Raw genomic sequence first — 16,934 nt, 5'->3', positions numbered from 1 at the left:
TAGGTTATTCTTTTTTATAAAAAAGTGAATTATCGTAAAATAGTATATTTTGTTTGGGCAAAAACGGCTTCGCCCTTGCAAGTCACAGGATTGCTTACAAAATTTTAATGGCACAAATTTATCATTATTTTTCACCTTGAATAATTTTTTTCTGTTTAAATACATTTTTTACCCATGAAAAACATCGATTTTTTATTTTAACACGAAAAAAAGTCTTAATTAATATTATTATCCCATTCAATCATCTAAAAGTGAAAAAATTGCGCAATAACACATATCCATTGTAAAAAAACTTCTCGGAACATTTAGTATCACAACTGATACATAAAAAAAAGTACAGTACAATCCAATTTTACCACATCATTGACAGATATTTGACCATGTAGATCCAAATGTTCTCGACTGCCCTAAACTTAACTAATTGATATGCTTTTCAAAAGTAAGGTTTTAACTAGCTTGCTCATACCTAATTTTAGTCATATTCAAGTTTCTAATTGAAAGAACAACAATTATAAACAAAAAAAGTTTACAAAAATACTTTGTAAACTTTTCCATATTAAATTTATAAAACAACACGTTGTTGTAATTATTAAAAACGGTAATTCCGATATTTTTTTGTGCGCTAAAAAGAAACAACTTCTTTCTATACTTCCCTTGAAATGAAGTCCTTCAATAAGTTATTCGTTTTAAAATCGGTCAAAAAATTATTTATCTAAAACTTCAAAAGTCGAATTCATACTTTTAAACTCTGGTACAATTACTTTCATTTTGGCAACAATATCATCATTGTCAAAGAAATTGGCAATTCCGATAAGTTCATTTATTTCGGTATGCAAGTTTTCAAATTCTTCCTGAATTTCTTCGGCTATCATTATTTTCTCATGATAGGTAGGTATTGTTTTGGAAGTATCGTTTAGCAATTCTTCGTATAATTTTTCACCCGGTCGCAAACCGACAATCTCAATCTTGATATCTCTTTCTGGTATAAAACCGGCTAATTTGATCATTTTTTTGGCCAAATCAATAATCTTAACAGGCTTACCCATATCAAATATGTATATCTCGCCTCCATTTCCCATGGCACCTGCCTCAAGAACCAACTGGCATGCCTCCGGAATAGTCATAAAATAACGGATGATATCAGGATGTGTAATAGTCACAGGACCGCCATTGGCAATTTGTTTGGTAAACAAAGGAACAACAGAACCATTGGATCCCAAAACATTTCCAAAGCGGGTCGTAATAAATTTTGTGGAATTAATATTATTTTCTTTCAAATTCTTAATTTGCAAGGACTGCACATATTTTTCGGCAATCCTTTTACTGGCGCCCATAACATTGCTTGGATTGACAGCTTTATCGGTAGAAACCATAACAAATTTCACAACACTGTGCTCACAGGACAAATCAGCTAAATTTTTGGTTCCCTCAATATTGGTTAATATAGCCTGTGAAGGATTTTCTTCCATCAAAGGAACATGTTTATAGGCCGCAGCATGATAAACCACTTGAGGTTTGTATAATTTGAACACTTTGTTCATAGCTTCTTTATTTCTGACATCGGCTATAACATTTTGTATTTTAACTTTAGATTGTTTTTTTTGCAAATCCAGACATAAATGATGCAAGGGCGTTTCAGCCTGATCTAGAATTATCACCCGCTTAGGATTGAAGCTCAAAACTTGCCTTACGATCTCACTGCCAATGGATCCGGCAGCACCTGTAATCAAAATGGTCTGGTCCTTTAACTGTTTCGAAATAGATTTATTGTCGAGAACAATTGGTTTCCTTTCCAGTAAATCCTCAATTTGTATGTTTTTTACCTTTTGTGAAATTTCTTTCTGATTCTCCCAGTCGGTAATTAAGGGTACCGTATATACTCTGTAATTAAATTCCAGACATTGATCTACAATAATCAGTTGTTCCTCTTTTTCCAAACTTTTATCAGCCATAATAACGGCTTCTGCTCCAACAGATCGCATCAACGAGGGCAGTTTTTTCCTTTGGACTAAGATGGGTAAATCCAACATTCTTTTAGATTCGTTTTGATTGTTCTTATCTACAAAACCAACAATTTTAAAACGGGTTGGTGTCTCAAATTTTAAGGCATTCGCTACTGAAATGGCATTGGCATCGGTACCATAAATAATGGTTCTTATTAATTTATTACTGCTTTTTTCAGAAAAATAAAGTTCAAAAGTTTGTTTTACGATTACACGATACAAAAACAACCCACAAAAAGAAAGCACCACATTTATGAAAAGAGCTGTGGTCAAAAAAACTCTTTCGCCATTCAATAACTCATAGGAAAAGTTGAAAACCAGAAAAACAACCATAACGGCCATTTGCGAAAACAAAAGTTTTACCGCATCAATATAAGAAGAATGCCGTATAATACCGGAATAGGTTCTAAACAACCAAAAGAAAAAAATATTTACTCCAAAAAAGCAAGAAATAAATAATACATTATGTGTAGTGTTAATATACTTTAGTCCGGTTCCTCTAAAAATAAGTAAGGTAAAAAAAAAGGCAACAATCAAAACTGAAAAATCAATCAGAACAATTATCCACCTTGGAAGATAACTTAAATTACGAATACTCAGTCTTAAATTGGATCTTGAAAAAAGTCCAGCTACGATCGAATCTTTATTCATATTTTACTTTTTTATATATTTTAAAAATAAAAGGGCATTAATAACAAAAATACAAATTAAAATGGCTAGAAATATAGATTTGTTTTGAGAATCAAGTTTATTTCACCAATTGCACAAAAAAAGGCAACAACAATCTATTTTATAACTTTTTATGATTTTATATTTAGCGAACTCTAATGATGAAAATTAAATTTAAGGCTAAATTTATTAAAAAATTAGCGTCGCTGGAGATTTTTTCTCCATAACATCATTCTACCAGTGTGAAAAATAATTTTCAAATCGCCGAAAATGCTATGGTGATAGTAATAACACAAATTAAGTTTTACTTTATCGGGAAAAAGAACTGTATCATTGTATTCTAATGGAAAATCTTGCTGCTTCAGCAATTCATCTTCATCGAAATACTTCAAAGAGGCTAGGCTGGTCAATCCTGGTTTTAATTCCAGAATTTTGCGTTCTTCCCCTTCCAGTAGATCATAATAGCCCGAAATATCAGGTCTCGGCCCAACAATACTCATATCTCCTTTCAACACATTAATCAGCTGAGGTAACTCGTCTAATTTATAAGTTCGGAGTATTCGACCCAGTTTTGATATCCGAAAATCTTCAGAATTTTGATTGATTTGCATCGTTCGTAACTTGTAAATTCGAAATAACTTTCCAAATTGACCAATTCGATCTTGAGTAAAAATTCCATTGGTTCGCGTATCTATAACTGCCAAAAACCAAGCAATAAAAAGTAGCCATGAAAATAAAAAAAGGAATAATCCCGAAAATACAATGTCGAAAAGTCGTTTTAGAGTCAGTTTCAAAATATATCAATTAATAGTCGAGATGCAATAATAATTCTCGTTTTGTCACATCAACCCGCAAGCGAAACTTTCGGGAGAAATGCAATAAGTGGACTCAGTTGCTTTTGATTGGAGAATAGACTGTTTTATAACAAATCAACTAAATCAAACCTCTTTTAGATTCACTTTTTGAACAACGTTTTTTCTAATCCATACATAAACCAGAATTTGAAACAGTAAAAAAGAAACAACAATAGGAAGCGACAAGTAACCTATGAAATCCAAATAAATTAATAGTGCGTTAATAAGCAATTGAATCCCTGCATAAAGAAATGAAACCAAAATATGGGAATAACCTAACTCATTCGCCAAATATTGATACAAATGAGAGCGATGGGGTTCCAGAATATTTTCTTTCTTTTTGATTCGTGTAAAAATGGTAATTACGGCGTCAATTCCATAGACAGAAAAGAAAAGCAGATAGCCTATTTGCCCCGAACCAATAATGGTTTTTATCATAAAATAGCCTAAGAACAAGGCCATACTAATGCTTCCGACGTCTCCAGCAAAAGTTTTGGCTTTTTTTCTGACATTAAAAAAACCAAAAGCAATACAGGACAATCCTACAGTAATCAGCAACGGCAGATATTCCAGATTTATTGGTAAAAAAGAAAAACTAGCGACAGCAAAAAAAGCATACAGGACTGTAATCCCATTGATTCCATCCATAAAATTAAAGGCATTTACCCAGCCAATCAACAAAATAAAAACAATAGGCAAAGCCCAAATCGCTTGAGTAAATAAATTCAAATCGTAAAAAACCAATCCAATCGCAATCGCGTGGGAGGCAAATCTGGGCAATTGTGGCAAAGCTTTTATATCATCTATAAAACTGACTACTGCCACTAAAATTACTGCCAAAGCAACTGACCAGGAAACATACCCGAGCAAACTGGCTGTTAGAATCGCGATAGGAAAAATTATCCCTCCTCCCCGTAAAGTTACAGATGTATGTGAAGAGCGGCTATTGGGCTTATCAATGATATTGTAATGATTGGCGATCTTGAAATAAATCAATTCTATGCAAATAAATAAAAAAAGTAATCCTATGTAGAACATATATTGAAGTTGTGTGTTGTCTGTTTTGAGTTTTTGTTTGGATAATGTATAATGGGTTATAGTTCCTATTTTCTATTTTGAATTTTGAGTTTCCAGTTGTCTGCGTTTTATTTTCTGCTGCGTTCTGCTACTTAGAGTAGCCTAACTGAGTGAAGTCAAAGTAAAGTCGAGAGGCACCAGTCACTATTCACCATTCACTATACCGAAAAACTATAATTTATGCTTCAAAAGCCCCAAAAGATATTCTCCGTAACCTGATTTTTTCAAAGGTTCTGCCAAATCTCTTAATTGTTGTTCGCTTATAAAACCCTGTCTCCAGGCAATTTCTTCAATACAGCCCACTTTCAGTCCTTGACGTTCCTCCAAAACCTGCACAAATTGTCCGGCTTGCATCAAGCTGTTAAAAGTTCCGGTATCCAACCACGCGGTACCACGGCTCAAAATCCCAACTTTCAATTTACCTTGTTCCAAATATACTTTATTGACATCGGTAATTTCATATTCTCCTCTCGCACTGGGTTGGATATTCTTGGCTATTTCCACAACCGTATTATCATAAAAATACAATCCGGGAACGGCGTAATTGGATTTGGGTTCCAATGGTTTTTCTTCAATAGAAAGCGCTTTTAGGTTTTTGTCAAACTCGACCACTCCATAACGTTCCGGATCCGAAACGTGATAAGCGAAAACGACACCCCCTGCTGGATTAGTATTGGATTGCAATAGTTCATGCATATTCGCTCCAAAGAAAATATTGTCTCCCAACACTAAGGCAACCGAATCCGAACCAATAAATTCGGCTCCAATCACAAAAGCCTGAGCCAAACCATTTGGAATCGCCTGTTCCGCATAGCTGAATTGACACCCTATTGCCGATCCATCTCCCAATAATTTTTTGAAATTGGGTAAATCATGTGGAGTGGAAATAATCAATATTTCATGAATTCCTGCCATCATCAAAGTCGATAAAGGATAATAAATCATCGGCTTGTCATAAACGGGCATCATTTGCTTACTCATCGCCAATGTTAACGGATGCAATCGGGTACCGGATCCCCCGGCCAGTATAATTCCTTTCATTTTTATAAATATTATGAATTAAGTTATAAGACTGCAAAAAAAGCAATCCTACTTTTTTAAATTATTATTTTCTGATTTTATTTTAATATACCAACATCCAAAACTCAACACTCGCTATTCACCTCTCACTATTTACCACCAATTACTAACTATCGCAACAACTTCATACACTTCTCCAAACTCTCTTTGTACTCGGGAACTATAACCCTAAATGTTTTTTTTATTTTGGTTTTATCCAATAAAGAATACTGAGGACGTTTTGCTGGTGTTGGATAAGCCGAAGAAGGAATACCACTGATTGCACAATCAAAATTGCCAATTTCCTGAATCGCCAATGCAAATTCATACCAGCTAATTTCTCCTTCATTCGAAAAATGATAGATTCCGGCTTGCCATTGCTGGTGTGCAATGATGGTCATAATAGCTTGGGCCAGATCGGCGGCATAGGTTGGACTTCCTATTTGGTCATTGACTACACTCAAAGAATCTCTTTCCTGCATCAGGCGGGACATTGTTTTTACAAAATTGTTCCCAAAACTAGAATACACCCATGATGTTCTGATAATAATCGCTTCCGGATTTTCTAGCATACAAGCTTTTTCTCCCGCTAATTTTGTAACTCCATACACATTAATAGGATTAGGCTGGGCCGTTTCGTCTAATGCGGTCGAAGCAGTACCGTCAAAAACATAATCTGTCGAAACATGAATCAATTTACAATTGTTCTCATGACTCCATTGAGCCAATATGGCGACCGATTGATGATTCAAAACATCCGACAACTCAAATTCCGATTCGGCTCTATCCACAGCTGTATGGGCTGCACAGTTGATAATAATTTGTGGATTAATTTTGGTTAAGGACAATGCCAAATTATCCAAATCACACAAATTCAATTCTTCCCAATCGGTATAAACCCATTCAAATTGGCCATAGTTTTTTGATAAAACATTCAACTCTGAACCCAATTGTCCATTGGCACCAGTAACTAGTATTTTTTCCATTTTTTGTTTTTACTATATTTAATAGTGGTTAACTAAACACATCTATCTGAAAAAAAGGCTTCAAATAATCCAAAATTCAAAAACCCACAACACATTTGCCATCTCTCACTTTTAACCCTTCACTACTCACTCACAACTCAAAATGCACTGTTGCAATCTGCAAAGCTCGGCAAAACCAAATCTTTCTCAGAAACGATAGCTTCTTTCAAATCCATTCCCCAATCGATATTTAGGGTTGCATCATCATATCGAATTCCGCCTTCACTTTGCTTGTTATAAAACTGATCACATTTGTATAAAACCACTGCTGTAGCACTCAAAACCGAAAAACCATGGGCAAACCCTTGCGGTACCAACAATTGTTTTTTATTTTCTGCTGTCAATTTGATACCGAAATGCTTTCCATAGGTAGGCGAATCTTTTCTCAAATCAACTGCCACATCCATAATTTCACCCTGTAACACCCGAACCAATTTGGTTTGTGCAAAAGGTGGATTCTGGTAATGCAGTCCCCGCAAAGTGCCTTTCTGAGAAAAAGATTGATTGTCTTGGACAAAATCGATGTCAACTCCCAATGCACTGAATTTATTTTTATTGTACCCCTCAAAAAAATAACCCCTTTCATCTTCAAATACATCGAGAGTCAGTACAACTAAATCGTTAATAAAAGTTGGTTCTATATTCATATTATAATTTTTTATGTTTTTAAAAAAGTCACTTCTATCTATTCACCACTCACTTCTCACTATTCATTCTCACTTCTCACCACTCACAACTAACCACATCCCACTTTCAAACCGTACATCATCTTCAGAAGCTCGGTCAAGCGGCAAAGTCGAAAAAGAAATTAATTTAGAACCCATTTCCAGAGATTCAATCGCATTGGCGTAGCCTTCAGGAATGTGAAGAATATTGCTTTCCGTTGCACTAAGTAACACACTTTCTACTTTTAAATCTTTCGAAGGTGATTCCCAATTGTCTATTTTTACATAATGCACTTTTACAGTACCTTGAACACAATAAAAGTATTTATTGTCAATTTTATGACCATGCCAGGCTCTTATAGGATTTTCAGTTGAGTTACTGATGATATAAAACCGCTCAATAGCATCAAATTTCATAGCATTCACAAAAGAAATTTGACCCCTGCTATCGGTATGGATACCTCCCTCAATCAATTGCGGATATTTACTATTCTCAGACATATATTTTCATCTATTTAATAAAAAACTTAATTCTATTGGTATTCAAAATCAGCCGAAAAGCAAAATATTTTATTCTGATTTTCATCCCCATTTGAATTGTTTTAATTACAAATTTCCTAATACAAAACTTCAATAGTACGTTCTCCAAATGAGGCAAGTCTAAAGTCATATAGGGAATACTAAAAAATTCAAGTCTATAATTGCTAAATTTTCGAATTTCTTGGTTCTGCGCAAAATGAAAAAATTCTATATCCTTGAACAATTAAAAAAACATACATTTATATAGCTAAAAACACACAAAAAAAATATAGTTAACAAGAAATATTTCTTAAATTGCAATAAAAAAACTATGGCAAAAATAACAGCACCCTTTCAAATAGAAGGCACAATAGACGATCTAAACTTTTTTATTGATGAATATGGAATCAACAGAGCCCGGCTGAAACCAGAGTCTAACATGACTACTGAAAAATTCAAAACTTTACCTTCCTTTCACAAAGCGAGAATGCAAAACATCGAATTTGGGCAATGTGCTACAAAAGCGAAAACATTCCGATTATTGGCAGCCGAATTCAACAAACAAGCCAAAGACGGAAGGTTTGCGGGCAGAGCCAATAAACTCCTTCTCGAAGTCCTTCAAGAAGATCAAAAAAATGAACTCGGATCCCGTTTATTCACTGAAGGTATTAAAACCAAATTTGGTCAAGAATTTCTAATCGGATTTGAAAGCAACAAACACCGACCTATATCAAAAGTCTTCATTGATAATAATAAATGGGAAATAAGAAACAACCGTTTTTCCCACCCCGACTTCAATCCGGCAAATGACATCAACTGGCCCGAAGAAGCCACCCATGTTACATTCAATCTAGCCATTGCCAATTGGAACATAGAAAATGATACCTTTTCCACTAACTATGGTCAACCAATTATCATATCAAAAAATGAAGAGAAACAAAATATAGTTCTCGAAGTTGTCCCTCCAATAGAACAAAATCTACAAATCACTTTCATATTCATTGGCTTTTCAAAACAAAGAGGCAGCAGGGACATCGCTTTACATCGAAAATACAATACTGCTACAATAATAGCTTATCAGTATCTCTAGTTAACGACTACCTGTTAATTCTAACTCTTTGACAACATCATAAAGTTAAACTTTAATTTTCTTTCAGAGCCACACCGATGCAAAGTTTAAACTGTTTCTTTGCATCTCTGCTCCTTTGCGTAACCTAGATTAAAAACAAAAACAGCTAGATATCCTTAATCTTAAGGACATCGATCTCTAAAAGTTTATGCAAAGCGAAGTACCCTCGAGAAGCACAATCTTGTTATACCATCACCAAAAGTAAATTCAAATCCTTTATTTCAACATTTTGAATTGAAACACCTTCACTATCCTTCTTTTTCACAACATTAAACCATTTTAAACTTTTAAACAGACAATTAAGAACACAAAACTGATAGCCGAAAACTCACAACTCACAATCAATAACTACTCCCAGTCAGTATCCTTAATTTCCTCATATACTTTTTTAATCCCCTCTTCTAAAGTGATTTTTGCTTTCCATCCCAAGCCATTCAATTTAGAAACATCCATCAATTTTCTTGGGGTACCATCAGGTTTAGAAGTATCTGTTAGAATGACTCCATCAAATCCCACTGTTTTTTTAACCAGATGGGCCAAATCCAATATGGAAATATCATCACCAATTCCAATATTGACTAATCCACTATCATTGTAATTTTCCATCAGAAACAAACAGGCTTCGGCCAAATCATTGGCATGCAAAAACTCCCGTTTTGGGCTACCTGTTCCCCAAATGGTTACGGATGCATCTCCATTACGTTTGGCTACTATAAACTTGCGCAACATTGCGGGCAATACATGGGAATTATTCAAATCATAATTATCATTGGGCCCGTATAAATTCGTTGGCATTACCGAAATAAAATTACAGCCGTATTGACTTCTATAGGCATCACACATTTTGATACCGGCAATTTTGGCAATTGCATACGGTTCATTGGTAGGCTCCAATAGCCCCGTTAATAAGTAATCTTCTTTCAAAGGCTGTGGAGCCATCTTAGGATAGATACAAGAAGAACCTAAAAACATCAGTTTCTTAACTTGATTGACATAAGCCTGATGAATAACATTGTTCTGAATCATCAAATTCTCATATATAAAATCACCTCTAAAAGTATTATTAGCTATAATACCTCCTACTTTAGCAGCCGCCAAAAAAACATAATCTGGTTTTTCTTGTGCAAAAAAATCAGCCACAGCTTGTTGATTCCGTAAATCCAACTCAGCCGAATTCCTTAATAAAAAGTTACGGTATCCCTGTGCCTGTAAAGCTCTTAAAATAGCAGACCCCACCATACCTCGATGACCAGCAATGTATATTTTATCTTGTTGGTTCATATTTTTCATCTATTTTAATGACACCAATTCCCAATCATATATTTTGCGAATTAGTGCCTATAAACATTTATATCTATTCTATTCAAACTGATTCTTAACCGTATACCCCGCTTCTTGCAACATTTTTTCTTTTTCGAAATGCTCAACGTCTGATGCCATCATCTCTTTGACCAACATAGATAAATCGTATTTAGGTTTCCAGCCTAATTTCGCATGACACTTTGATGGATCTCCAATTAATAGATCCACTTCCGTTGGACGGAAATAAGCTTTATCAACAGCTACTACTTCCTTACCTATTTCAATTTGATAATCAGGATTGGAACAAGCCACTACATATCCTTTTTCATCAACCCCTTCTCCTCGGAACGCTATTGTAATACCAACCTCAGAAAAAGACATACTTACAAAATCACGAACGGTAGTCGTAACACCTGTGGCAATTACAAAATCTTCCGGCTCATCTTGTTGCAAAATCAGCCACATCGCTTCTACATAATCTTTGGCATGTCCCCAATCCCTGCGAGCATCAAGGTTACCCAAAAACAAATTCTCCTGCAAACCTAACGCCATTTTTGATACTGCTCTGGTTATTTTACGGGTCACAAAAGTTTCACCTCGTAGAGGACTCTCGTGATTGAATAAAATTCCATTACAGGCAAACATTCCATAAGCTTCTCTATAATTCACCGTAATCCAATAGGCATACATCTTAGCCACTGCATAAGGCGAACGAGGATAAAAAGGAGTGGTTTCGGATTGCGGAACTGCCTGTACCAAACCATACAACTCTGAGGTTGACGCTTGATAAATTTTGGTTTTCTTGGTTAGTTTCAAGATACGCATTGCCTCCAACAAACGCAAAGTACCAATACCATCAGCATTTGCAGTATATTCTGGCGTATCAAAACTGACTTTTACGTGGCTCATCGCACCCAAGTTGTAAATCTCATCGGGTTGTACCTCCTGAATGATACGTATCAAATTCGTAGAATCACTCAAATCCCCATAATGCAATTTGAAACGCACATTTTTTTCATGAGGATCTTGATACAAATGATCAATACGATCGGTATTAAACAAAGAACTACGGCGTTTGACACCATGAACTTCATATCCTTTTTTTAATAATAAATCAGCAAGATACGCACCGTCTTGTCCTGTAATTCCTGTGATAAGTGCTATTTTCATTTTTATGATTTTATTTATATTATTTTCCTAAACGATTTAAAAGTTTTAATCAAACCTTCCTTCGAAGAAACAGGTAGCGATTTTCCGATAGCTTTTACTATCTTTTGATTACTCACAACATAATTCTCCGTTAGCTTTTGCAAACGCTCGGAATTTAAGGGTAAGTGCAAATAGTCTCCTGATTTTGCAATAGCCCTTATCATATTTTTTGATAAGTTCAATATTTTACTTTTCTTGCCCAAAGTAGTTGCTAACAATCGAATCAATTCATTGGTAGAAAAAACTTCATCATCAGCCACTTGATAAACCCCAGAAGGAATCATTTCATTTTCCAACAGTTCCTTAATAACAAAACACAAATTTTCGATACTCAAAAAAGAGCGTTGATTCTCAAATGTACCCAATGGCCAGGGCAGTCCTTTGGCAACCAATTGGTATAATAAATTGAGATTTCCTTTGTTTTCCGGCCCATGAATCATGCAGGGTCTTAAGATATAAACTCTTTTGCCTTTCGGCAATTTCTGGCTTAATATATATTCCTCTGCTTGGTGTTTCGCAATGCCATAATGCGTTTTAGGATTTGGTTTTGCATCTTCATCCAATATTCCTTCAACCTCATCTGCCACAGCTTTTACAGTACTCATGAAAATAAAAACTCCCAACTCCGAAACTAGGAAAGCATCAAACAATTGCTTGGTCAACTTAAAATTGGCATCGTAATAATCCTGTGAACTGGAAACTTTTTTTAAATCATGGGCTTTACCAGCTAGATGAATTAGGGCACCTTCATCAAATTTAAAAAACTGATTTTCCTTATAACGAACAGAAAGACAACGAATCTCGCTCGAATTTTCTAAATAATTTTTAAGATTAGTGCCAACAAAGCCTGAACTCCCGGTAAGTAAAATATTCATTTAGCTCAAAATCGTTTTATATAGTTTCAAAATTGCAGGGTATACTTTTTTTTCTGAAAACTTCTCTTGATACAACTCATTACTTTTAATGCCTAAATCAATTAAATCGCGATTTAAAATACGCAAAATAGCATTCTCAATTGCAGTAACACTTTTGGGTTGAATTAGTTCTCCATTTTCACCGGTCGGAATTAAATGATTACATCCAGGCATATCTGTAGTAATTATTGCCTTACCCATTGACATTGATTCTAATAAAAATCGAGGTGTTCCTTCTCTATAATAGGTTGGTAAAATACTGATATCACTTAATGCTAATAACAAATCTACATCTGATCTTTTGCCAAGAAGTTTCACATTGCTATAATCTTTTATACGCTCTTCTAATGCTTTAAGTGATACTGATGATGGATTTTCTATATCACTCCATCCAACAATCAATAAAAAAATCGGTGTTTTGAGTTTTTTTTGGGCTTCAATAAAACCTTCTATTAGTTCTAAAATACCCTTTTCCTTTAAAAGGCGTGATACAAACAAAAACACTTTAGTGTTATCGACAGTTATTCCGATTTCTTTTTTTAAATTAAAAATCGCCTCTCTTTTTGTTTGTATAATCTCTTTATCAAACTTAGTTTCATTTACGGCACTGCCTTCTATGCAGATAGATTTTCTATGAATTCCTAAATCAAAAGCATCTTGTTTATTTTGATAAATTGTAAAAGGAGAAAAACAAAAATTATTAGTATGATATAATTTCTTAATGACAAACTGCAAGAATGTGTTCTTTAAACTTCTGTTTGTAAATGCTACCCCTAAACCAGTAACATGATTTACAATTTTGGAATTTGTAAATGATCCGGCAATAAAGGTTCCAATAATATTAGGTTGCAATCGATAAAAATGCACAATGTCAAATGATTCGCTTTTTAAGACAGATTTTAATTGTATGGCATAATTTATTTTATTTGCGATTCCATTCCCGCGAATATTTGCTCCTACTTCTATAACTCTTATTCCTTGCCTTACAATTACCTCCCGATGACCATCTTGTGGTATAATAGCCGTCACTTCTATACCATTCTCTTTTAAAAACAATGCATATCGCAGTCTTGCCCCTACAAAATCAGCTCCAAAATTCTCCACTAGGGCTATTTTCATATTATAAATTATATTAGTTGTAAAAAAATTATTCCGTTAGTAAAAAATTATTCCCTTTTTTTAATTTGGTTTTTAATTCTTTCATTTTTTCAGTAGATAAGTTATCATCTTTATTTAGTGCTTTAGGACGTACTAATTTAACAGTAACGAAATTACTATTATTGTCGTGAAACTTAACTAAATTAGGGTAATCCCCTTTCCAGACAGAGTTAGTAACAACTATATTTCCTCCAATATTCTTAAAAGTAGTATTCTCCTTTGGAAATGCAAACCCCATTGCTGAACCAGAATTATCATCTAAATGATTATTTATAGCCACAGTTATGTCCTTATTATTTTTACCATACAAACCTCTTAAAGCGATTAAAATTCCTTCATTTTTATTATTGAAAGTGATTACATCTTTAATAATAATATTACCTAACTCTTCTTTATTTGTATTAGGTTCTATATCAATTCCACTCATAGGTGCAGTACCATTTGTATTTGAAATTAATGTATTTGAAATAGAAATATTAATACCCGATATAATTGAAATTCCATTTCTTCTATTATTGTCTAAATAACAATCTTGAATTAGTATATCTGAATTAGTTAAAGTTCCTGTGGTGCCAAGATATATGCCATCTCCCCAACAATTTTTAATTACTGCATTGAAAATTTTAATTTTTTGGGATCCTCGAATTGAGATTCCGAAGCCCCATTCGCCTGTTGTACCCGTATGCCCTTCTCTGTCTCCAATAATAGTAGGAGAATAGACTTTTACATTGGTTACTCCATGTAATCTGAGAACCTCATACTTTTGCTTGGAATTTGGTTCCATCAATAATTTAGCACCTTTATTAAAAATAATTTGACTATTACTTTTTAAACTTAACCCTTTGGGATTAACTAATAATGGGAATCCCGGAAAAGTAACATTATTATAGGTATCGAGAACCGACTGAATTAAATCAGTATAATCTGTTTTACCCATTGTATCATAACCAACTGGCAAACTCTTCACTATAGGATATGAAGCATCAATCATTTTTTTGGAGATCAAAGTAGTTTTTCCAAAATTACCTTTGTTGCTTTTATATTTTTCAGGTGAATCCTTATATACGAAAACGTCTTGATTCTTTACAATTTGAAAAGAAAAAAAAAGAAAAACACAAAACAGAAAAGATAGTATCACTGAATTCTTCATACTTATAAAAATTATATTAATTTAATAAATGAATTCTTTTTGATTAATTTGGAATCATTTGCCGCTATTGCCTGCTAAAAAGTGACTTAAAAACAGACAGATATTTTGCATAATTAGCTTGTATTGTATAAAACTCCATTGCAATCTCTTTATTTTTTTGGCCCACTTTAATATAGTGCTCTTTATTTTGAATAACTTTTTCAAAAGCTATATACCATTCTTCTTGAGTTGACGCAAAAATATTTGCTGAATCTCGATTTACATTTATGTTGGATCGTAATGGAGTTGAAATAGTTGGGATACCAACACCCATATATTGTATCAATTTAAAAGCACATTTCCCATTACTAAATGGGGAATCATCAAGGGGCATAATCCCAACTGAAAACTTTGACATCTCTGCAATTTCACCTTCATCTGTCCATACAATAATTTCATACGGTATTCCTTTTAAATATTTTTCTAAATATTTATCGAAACCAACCAAACGTAATTTAAACCTATAATTTTCTGAAAGACGCTTAAATACAGGCAGAAGGTTAATTATATGAATACTCTGAGAAAAAGACCCAATCCAACCAACCACAAACTCCTCACCGGAAATTGGCTCACTGCTAATGTATTTTTCGGCATTTATTGCAGTTGGAATCTCAAGAACCGATTGATTATATTGCATAGCAAAATTAGTCAAATATTCTGCACCGGTAATCACATAAGAGGCATTTACAATTGCCTTTGCTGTTTTATTTCCTAAAAATTTCCTAATGTGCTTTGAGGCATTCATATCATAATAGTGAAAAATAGCATCGTCAAATTCTATAATGTATTTTACTTTTTTTAATTTGAATATGTTCTCAAAACCATATGGCAAATAAGGAAATAATTCTGCGCCAATATAAGCTATCGAATTTGAAGGCATTGATAAAATTAGAATCAATCTTTTAAAATAAGCAAAAAATATTTTATGGAAAATTTTCCATTTGGGACGATGTTCCCAAATAGAGTCCAGATACCAATCGCCAAATAAGGGATGTACACTAATGGAATAACCCTCTTCTTTATAATATTCTAGATAATTATAAATACGATACCTACTACTTGGCCCTTTAGAGGAATAACGGGGATATATATAAATCCTGTTGAGCATTAAAATTATTTAAAGATTATTAAAGAACATTGTTCTATAATTGACAAAGCATCAATTATACGAAACCTAATACAATACGTATTTTAAGCCAAAAGTTCAATTCTAGCTTACTCATATTTAAATCACTCCTCCGGGGTGGTAAAAGAAATCTTAATCGCGAAAATAAATTTTTTTTGTAATAAGCAACAATACTTATTATTTGCCGATCTTGACTTAAAAGAATATCGTTATATAGTCTAAGCATCTCCTTTGCTTCTAATTCTCTGTAATGCTGATTAGATAATGTCTTGATAGACTTCATTCTATTTTTCCAACGAGAAATTAATGTTGCTTTTGAGCCTATAACATTATTGCTATGCTGTCTGTATAAAATATGAGGCACATCATCATAAAAAACCTCTCCTAAAAAAGCACACATATGAAAAATCCATAAATCATGCATAGTCATGTAACTAGGCTGATATTGCAAAAAAAAGTCAACAACTTTTCTGTTAAAAACTACTGTGCATCCAGTTGCTATACTTTCTACTAAAGATCGTCCTTTAGAAAATGTTACATTGCCTCTTTTATGCATTTCCCCAATAGAATTTCCCTCTTCATCAATCAAATATAAATTAGAACAATACATCGCAGGCTTACTAAAAGACATTTTTTTTAGTTTTTGAATTGCAACAAATAATTTATTCTTTAACCAAATATCGTCTTGATCACAAAAAGCGAAATAATCAAAAGAGTGTGTATAATTGCCCGCCAATTTAAGAAGCTCAGTAAAACTATTAATACAACCGATGTTTTTGCCAAAAATTAGTTCAGCAGTTAAATTTTTAGATGAAAAAGCTTTTAAAATATCCTGTGTACTATCTGTAGATCCATCATCCCTTATCAAATAATGAATTTCAACTCCTTCCTGTGTACATAAACTATCTAATTGCTCTTCCAAATAATTCTCCCCATTATAGGTTGACAGTAAAATAAGAATTTTATCCTTGATCATATTTGTATTCTTTTAGCTTAATCTAATTAATCTATTTTCATTACAAATCTCTTTTTACAA

15 protein-coding genes are annotated in these 16,934 nt (G+C 33.5%); 1 reads left to right on the top strand and 14 read right to left on the bottom strand.

Annotated elements, in window-relative coordinates; all coding sequences use genetic code 11:
- Positions 1-704 precede the first annotated feature (704 nt).
- The 7 genes from OLM57_RS08135 to OLM57_RS08105 all read right to left on the bottom strand — a co-directional run bounded on the left by OLM57_RS08135 (position 705) and on the right by OLM57_RS08105 (position 7,853).
- Positions 705-2,654, bottom strand: a complete 1,950-nt coding sequence (locus OLM57_RS08135; protein WP_264566703.1) for a polysaccharide biosynthesis protein — start codon at positions 2,652-2,654, stop codon at positions 705-707.
- A 215-nt stretch (positions 2,655-2,869) separates the two neighbouring features.
- Positions 2,870-3,466: a sugar transferase gene (locus tag OLM57_RS08130; RefSeq protein ID WP_264566702.1), complete on the bottom strand. Its 597-nt coding sequence runs from the start codon at positions 3,464-3,466 to the stop codon at positions 2,870-2,872.
- A gap of 144 nt (positions 3,467-3,610) precedes the next feature.
- Complete coding sequence (locus OLM57_RS08125) at positions 3,611-4,564, bottom strand: UDP-GlcNAc--UDP-phosphate GlcNAc-1-phosphate transferase (protein WP_264566701.1); 954 nt, start codon at positions 4,562-4,564, stop codon at positions 3,611-3,613.
- Between the two features lie 210 nt (positions 4,565-4,774).
- Positions 4,775-5,644 carry a glucose-1-phosphate thymidylyltransferase RfbA gene (rfbA, locus tag OLM57_RS08120; protein WP_264566700.1) on the bottom strand — a complete coding sequence of 290 codons (870 nt, stop codon included), beginning with the start codon at positions 5,642-5,644 and terminating at the stop codon, positions 4,775-4,777.
- Positions 5,645-5,793: 149 nt separating this feature from the next.
- Entirely contained in the window at positions 5,794-6,648 is an 855-nt protein-coding gene (gene rfbD / locus OLM57_RS08115) for a dTDP-4-dehydrorhamnose reductase (RefSeq protein ID WP_264566699.1), read from the bottom strand.
- A 137-nt stretch (positions 6,649-6,785) separates the two neighbouring features.
- Positions 6,786-7,334 (bottom strand): dTDP-4-dehydrorhamnose 3,5-epimerase, encoded by a 549-nt coding sequence (gene rfbC, locus OLM57_RS08110; RefSeq protein ID WP_264566698.1) that lies wholly within the window; start codon positions 7,332-7,334, stop codon positions 6,786-6,788.
- A 69-nt stretch (positions 7,335-7,403) separates the two neighbouring features.
- A complete protein-coding gene (locus OLM57_RS08105; protein WP_264566697.1) occupies positions 7,404-7,853 on the bottom strand; it encodes a dTDP-4-dehydrorhamnose 3,5-epimerase family protein in 450 nt (149 codons plus the stop codon).
- A 349-nt stretch (positions 7,854-8,202) separates the two neighbouring features.
- Here OLM57_RS08105 and OLM57_RS08100 point away from each other — a divergent pair, with 349 nt between their 5' ends.
- The gene (locus OLM57_RS08100; protein WP_264566696.1) at positions 8,203-8,961 is read left to right on the top strand and encodes a hypothetical protein; all 759 of its coding nucleotides are present in this window, start codon (positions 8,203-8,205) and stop codon (positions 8,959-8,961) included.
- A gap of 387 nt (positions 8,962-9,348) precedes the next feature.
- Here OLM57_RS08100 and OLM57_RS08095 read toward each other — a convergent pair whose 3' ends face one another.
- From OLM57_RS08095 to OLM57_RS08065, 7 genes are all read right to left on the bottom strand, one after another.
- Positions 9,349-10,281 carry a GDP-L-fucose synthase family protein gene (locus tag OLM57_RS08095; protein WP_264566695.1) on the bottom strand — a complete coding sequence of 311 codons (933 nt, stop codon included), beginning with the start codon at positions 10,279-10,281 and terminating at the stop codon, positions 9,349-9,351.
- A 78-nt stretch (positions 10,282-10,359) separates the two neighbouring features.
- Positions 10,360-11,472 (bottom strand): GDP-mannose 4,6-dehydratase, encoded by a 1,113-nt coding sequence (gene gmd / locus OLM57_RS08090; protein ID WP_264566694.1) that lies wholly within the window; start codon positions 11,470-11,472, stop codon positions 10,360-10,362.
- A gap of 14 nt (positions 11,473-11,486) precedes the next feature.
- Positions 11,487-12,386, bottom strand: coding sequence for an NAD-dependent epimerase/dehydratase family protein (locus OLM57_RS08085; protein ID WP_264566693.1), 900 nt, complete (start codon positions 12,384-12,386; stop codon positions 11,487-11,489).
- A complete protein-coding gene (locus OLM57_RS08080) occupies positions 12,387-13,544 on the bottom strand; it encodes a glycosyltransferase (RefSeq protein ID WP_264566692.1) in 1,158 nt (385 codons plus the stop codon).
- 28 nt (positions 13,545-13,572) lie between these two features.
- Positions 13,573-14,733, bottom strand: a complete 1,161-nt coding sequence (locus OLM57_RS08075) for a right-handed parallel beta-helix repeat-containing protein (protein WP_264566691.1) — start codon at positions 14,731-14,733, stop codon at positions 13,573-13,575.
- A 64-nt stretch (positions 14,734-14,797) separates the two neighbouring features.
- Positions 14,798-15,880 carry a glycosyltransferase gene (locus OLM57_RS08070; RefSeq protein ID WP_264566690.1) on the bottom strand — a complete coding sequence of 361 codons (1,083 nt, stop codon included), beginning with the start codon at positions 15,878-15,880 and terminating at the stop codon, positions 14,798-14,800.
- 55 nt (positions 15,881-15,935) lie between these two features.
- Positions 15,936-16,874, bottom strand: a complete 939-nt coding sequence (locus OLM57_RS08065; RefSeq protein WP_264566689.1) for a glycosyltransferase family 2 protein — start codon at positions 16,872-16,874, stop codon at positions 15,936-15,938.
- Positions 16,875-16,934: the final 60 nt, after the last annotated feature.

It is taken from the genome of Flavobacterium sp. N3904 (assembly GCF_025947305.1).
In the GTDB taxonomy this organism is placed as follows: Bacteria; Bacteroidota; Bacteroidia; order Flavobacteriales; family Flavobacteriaceae; genus Flavobacterium.
Note: the sequence above shows the minus strand (reverse complement) of the source record. Positions and strands in the feature narration are given on the sequence as shown.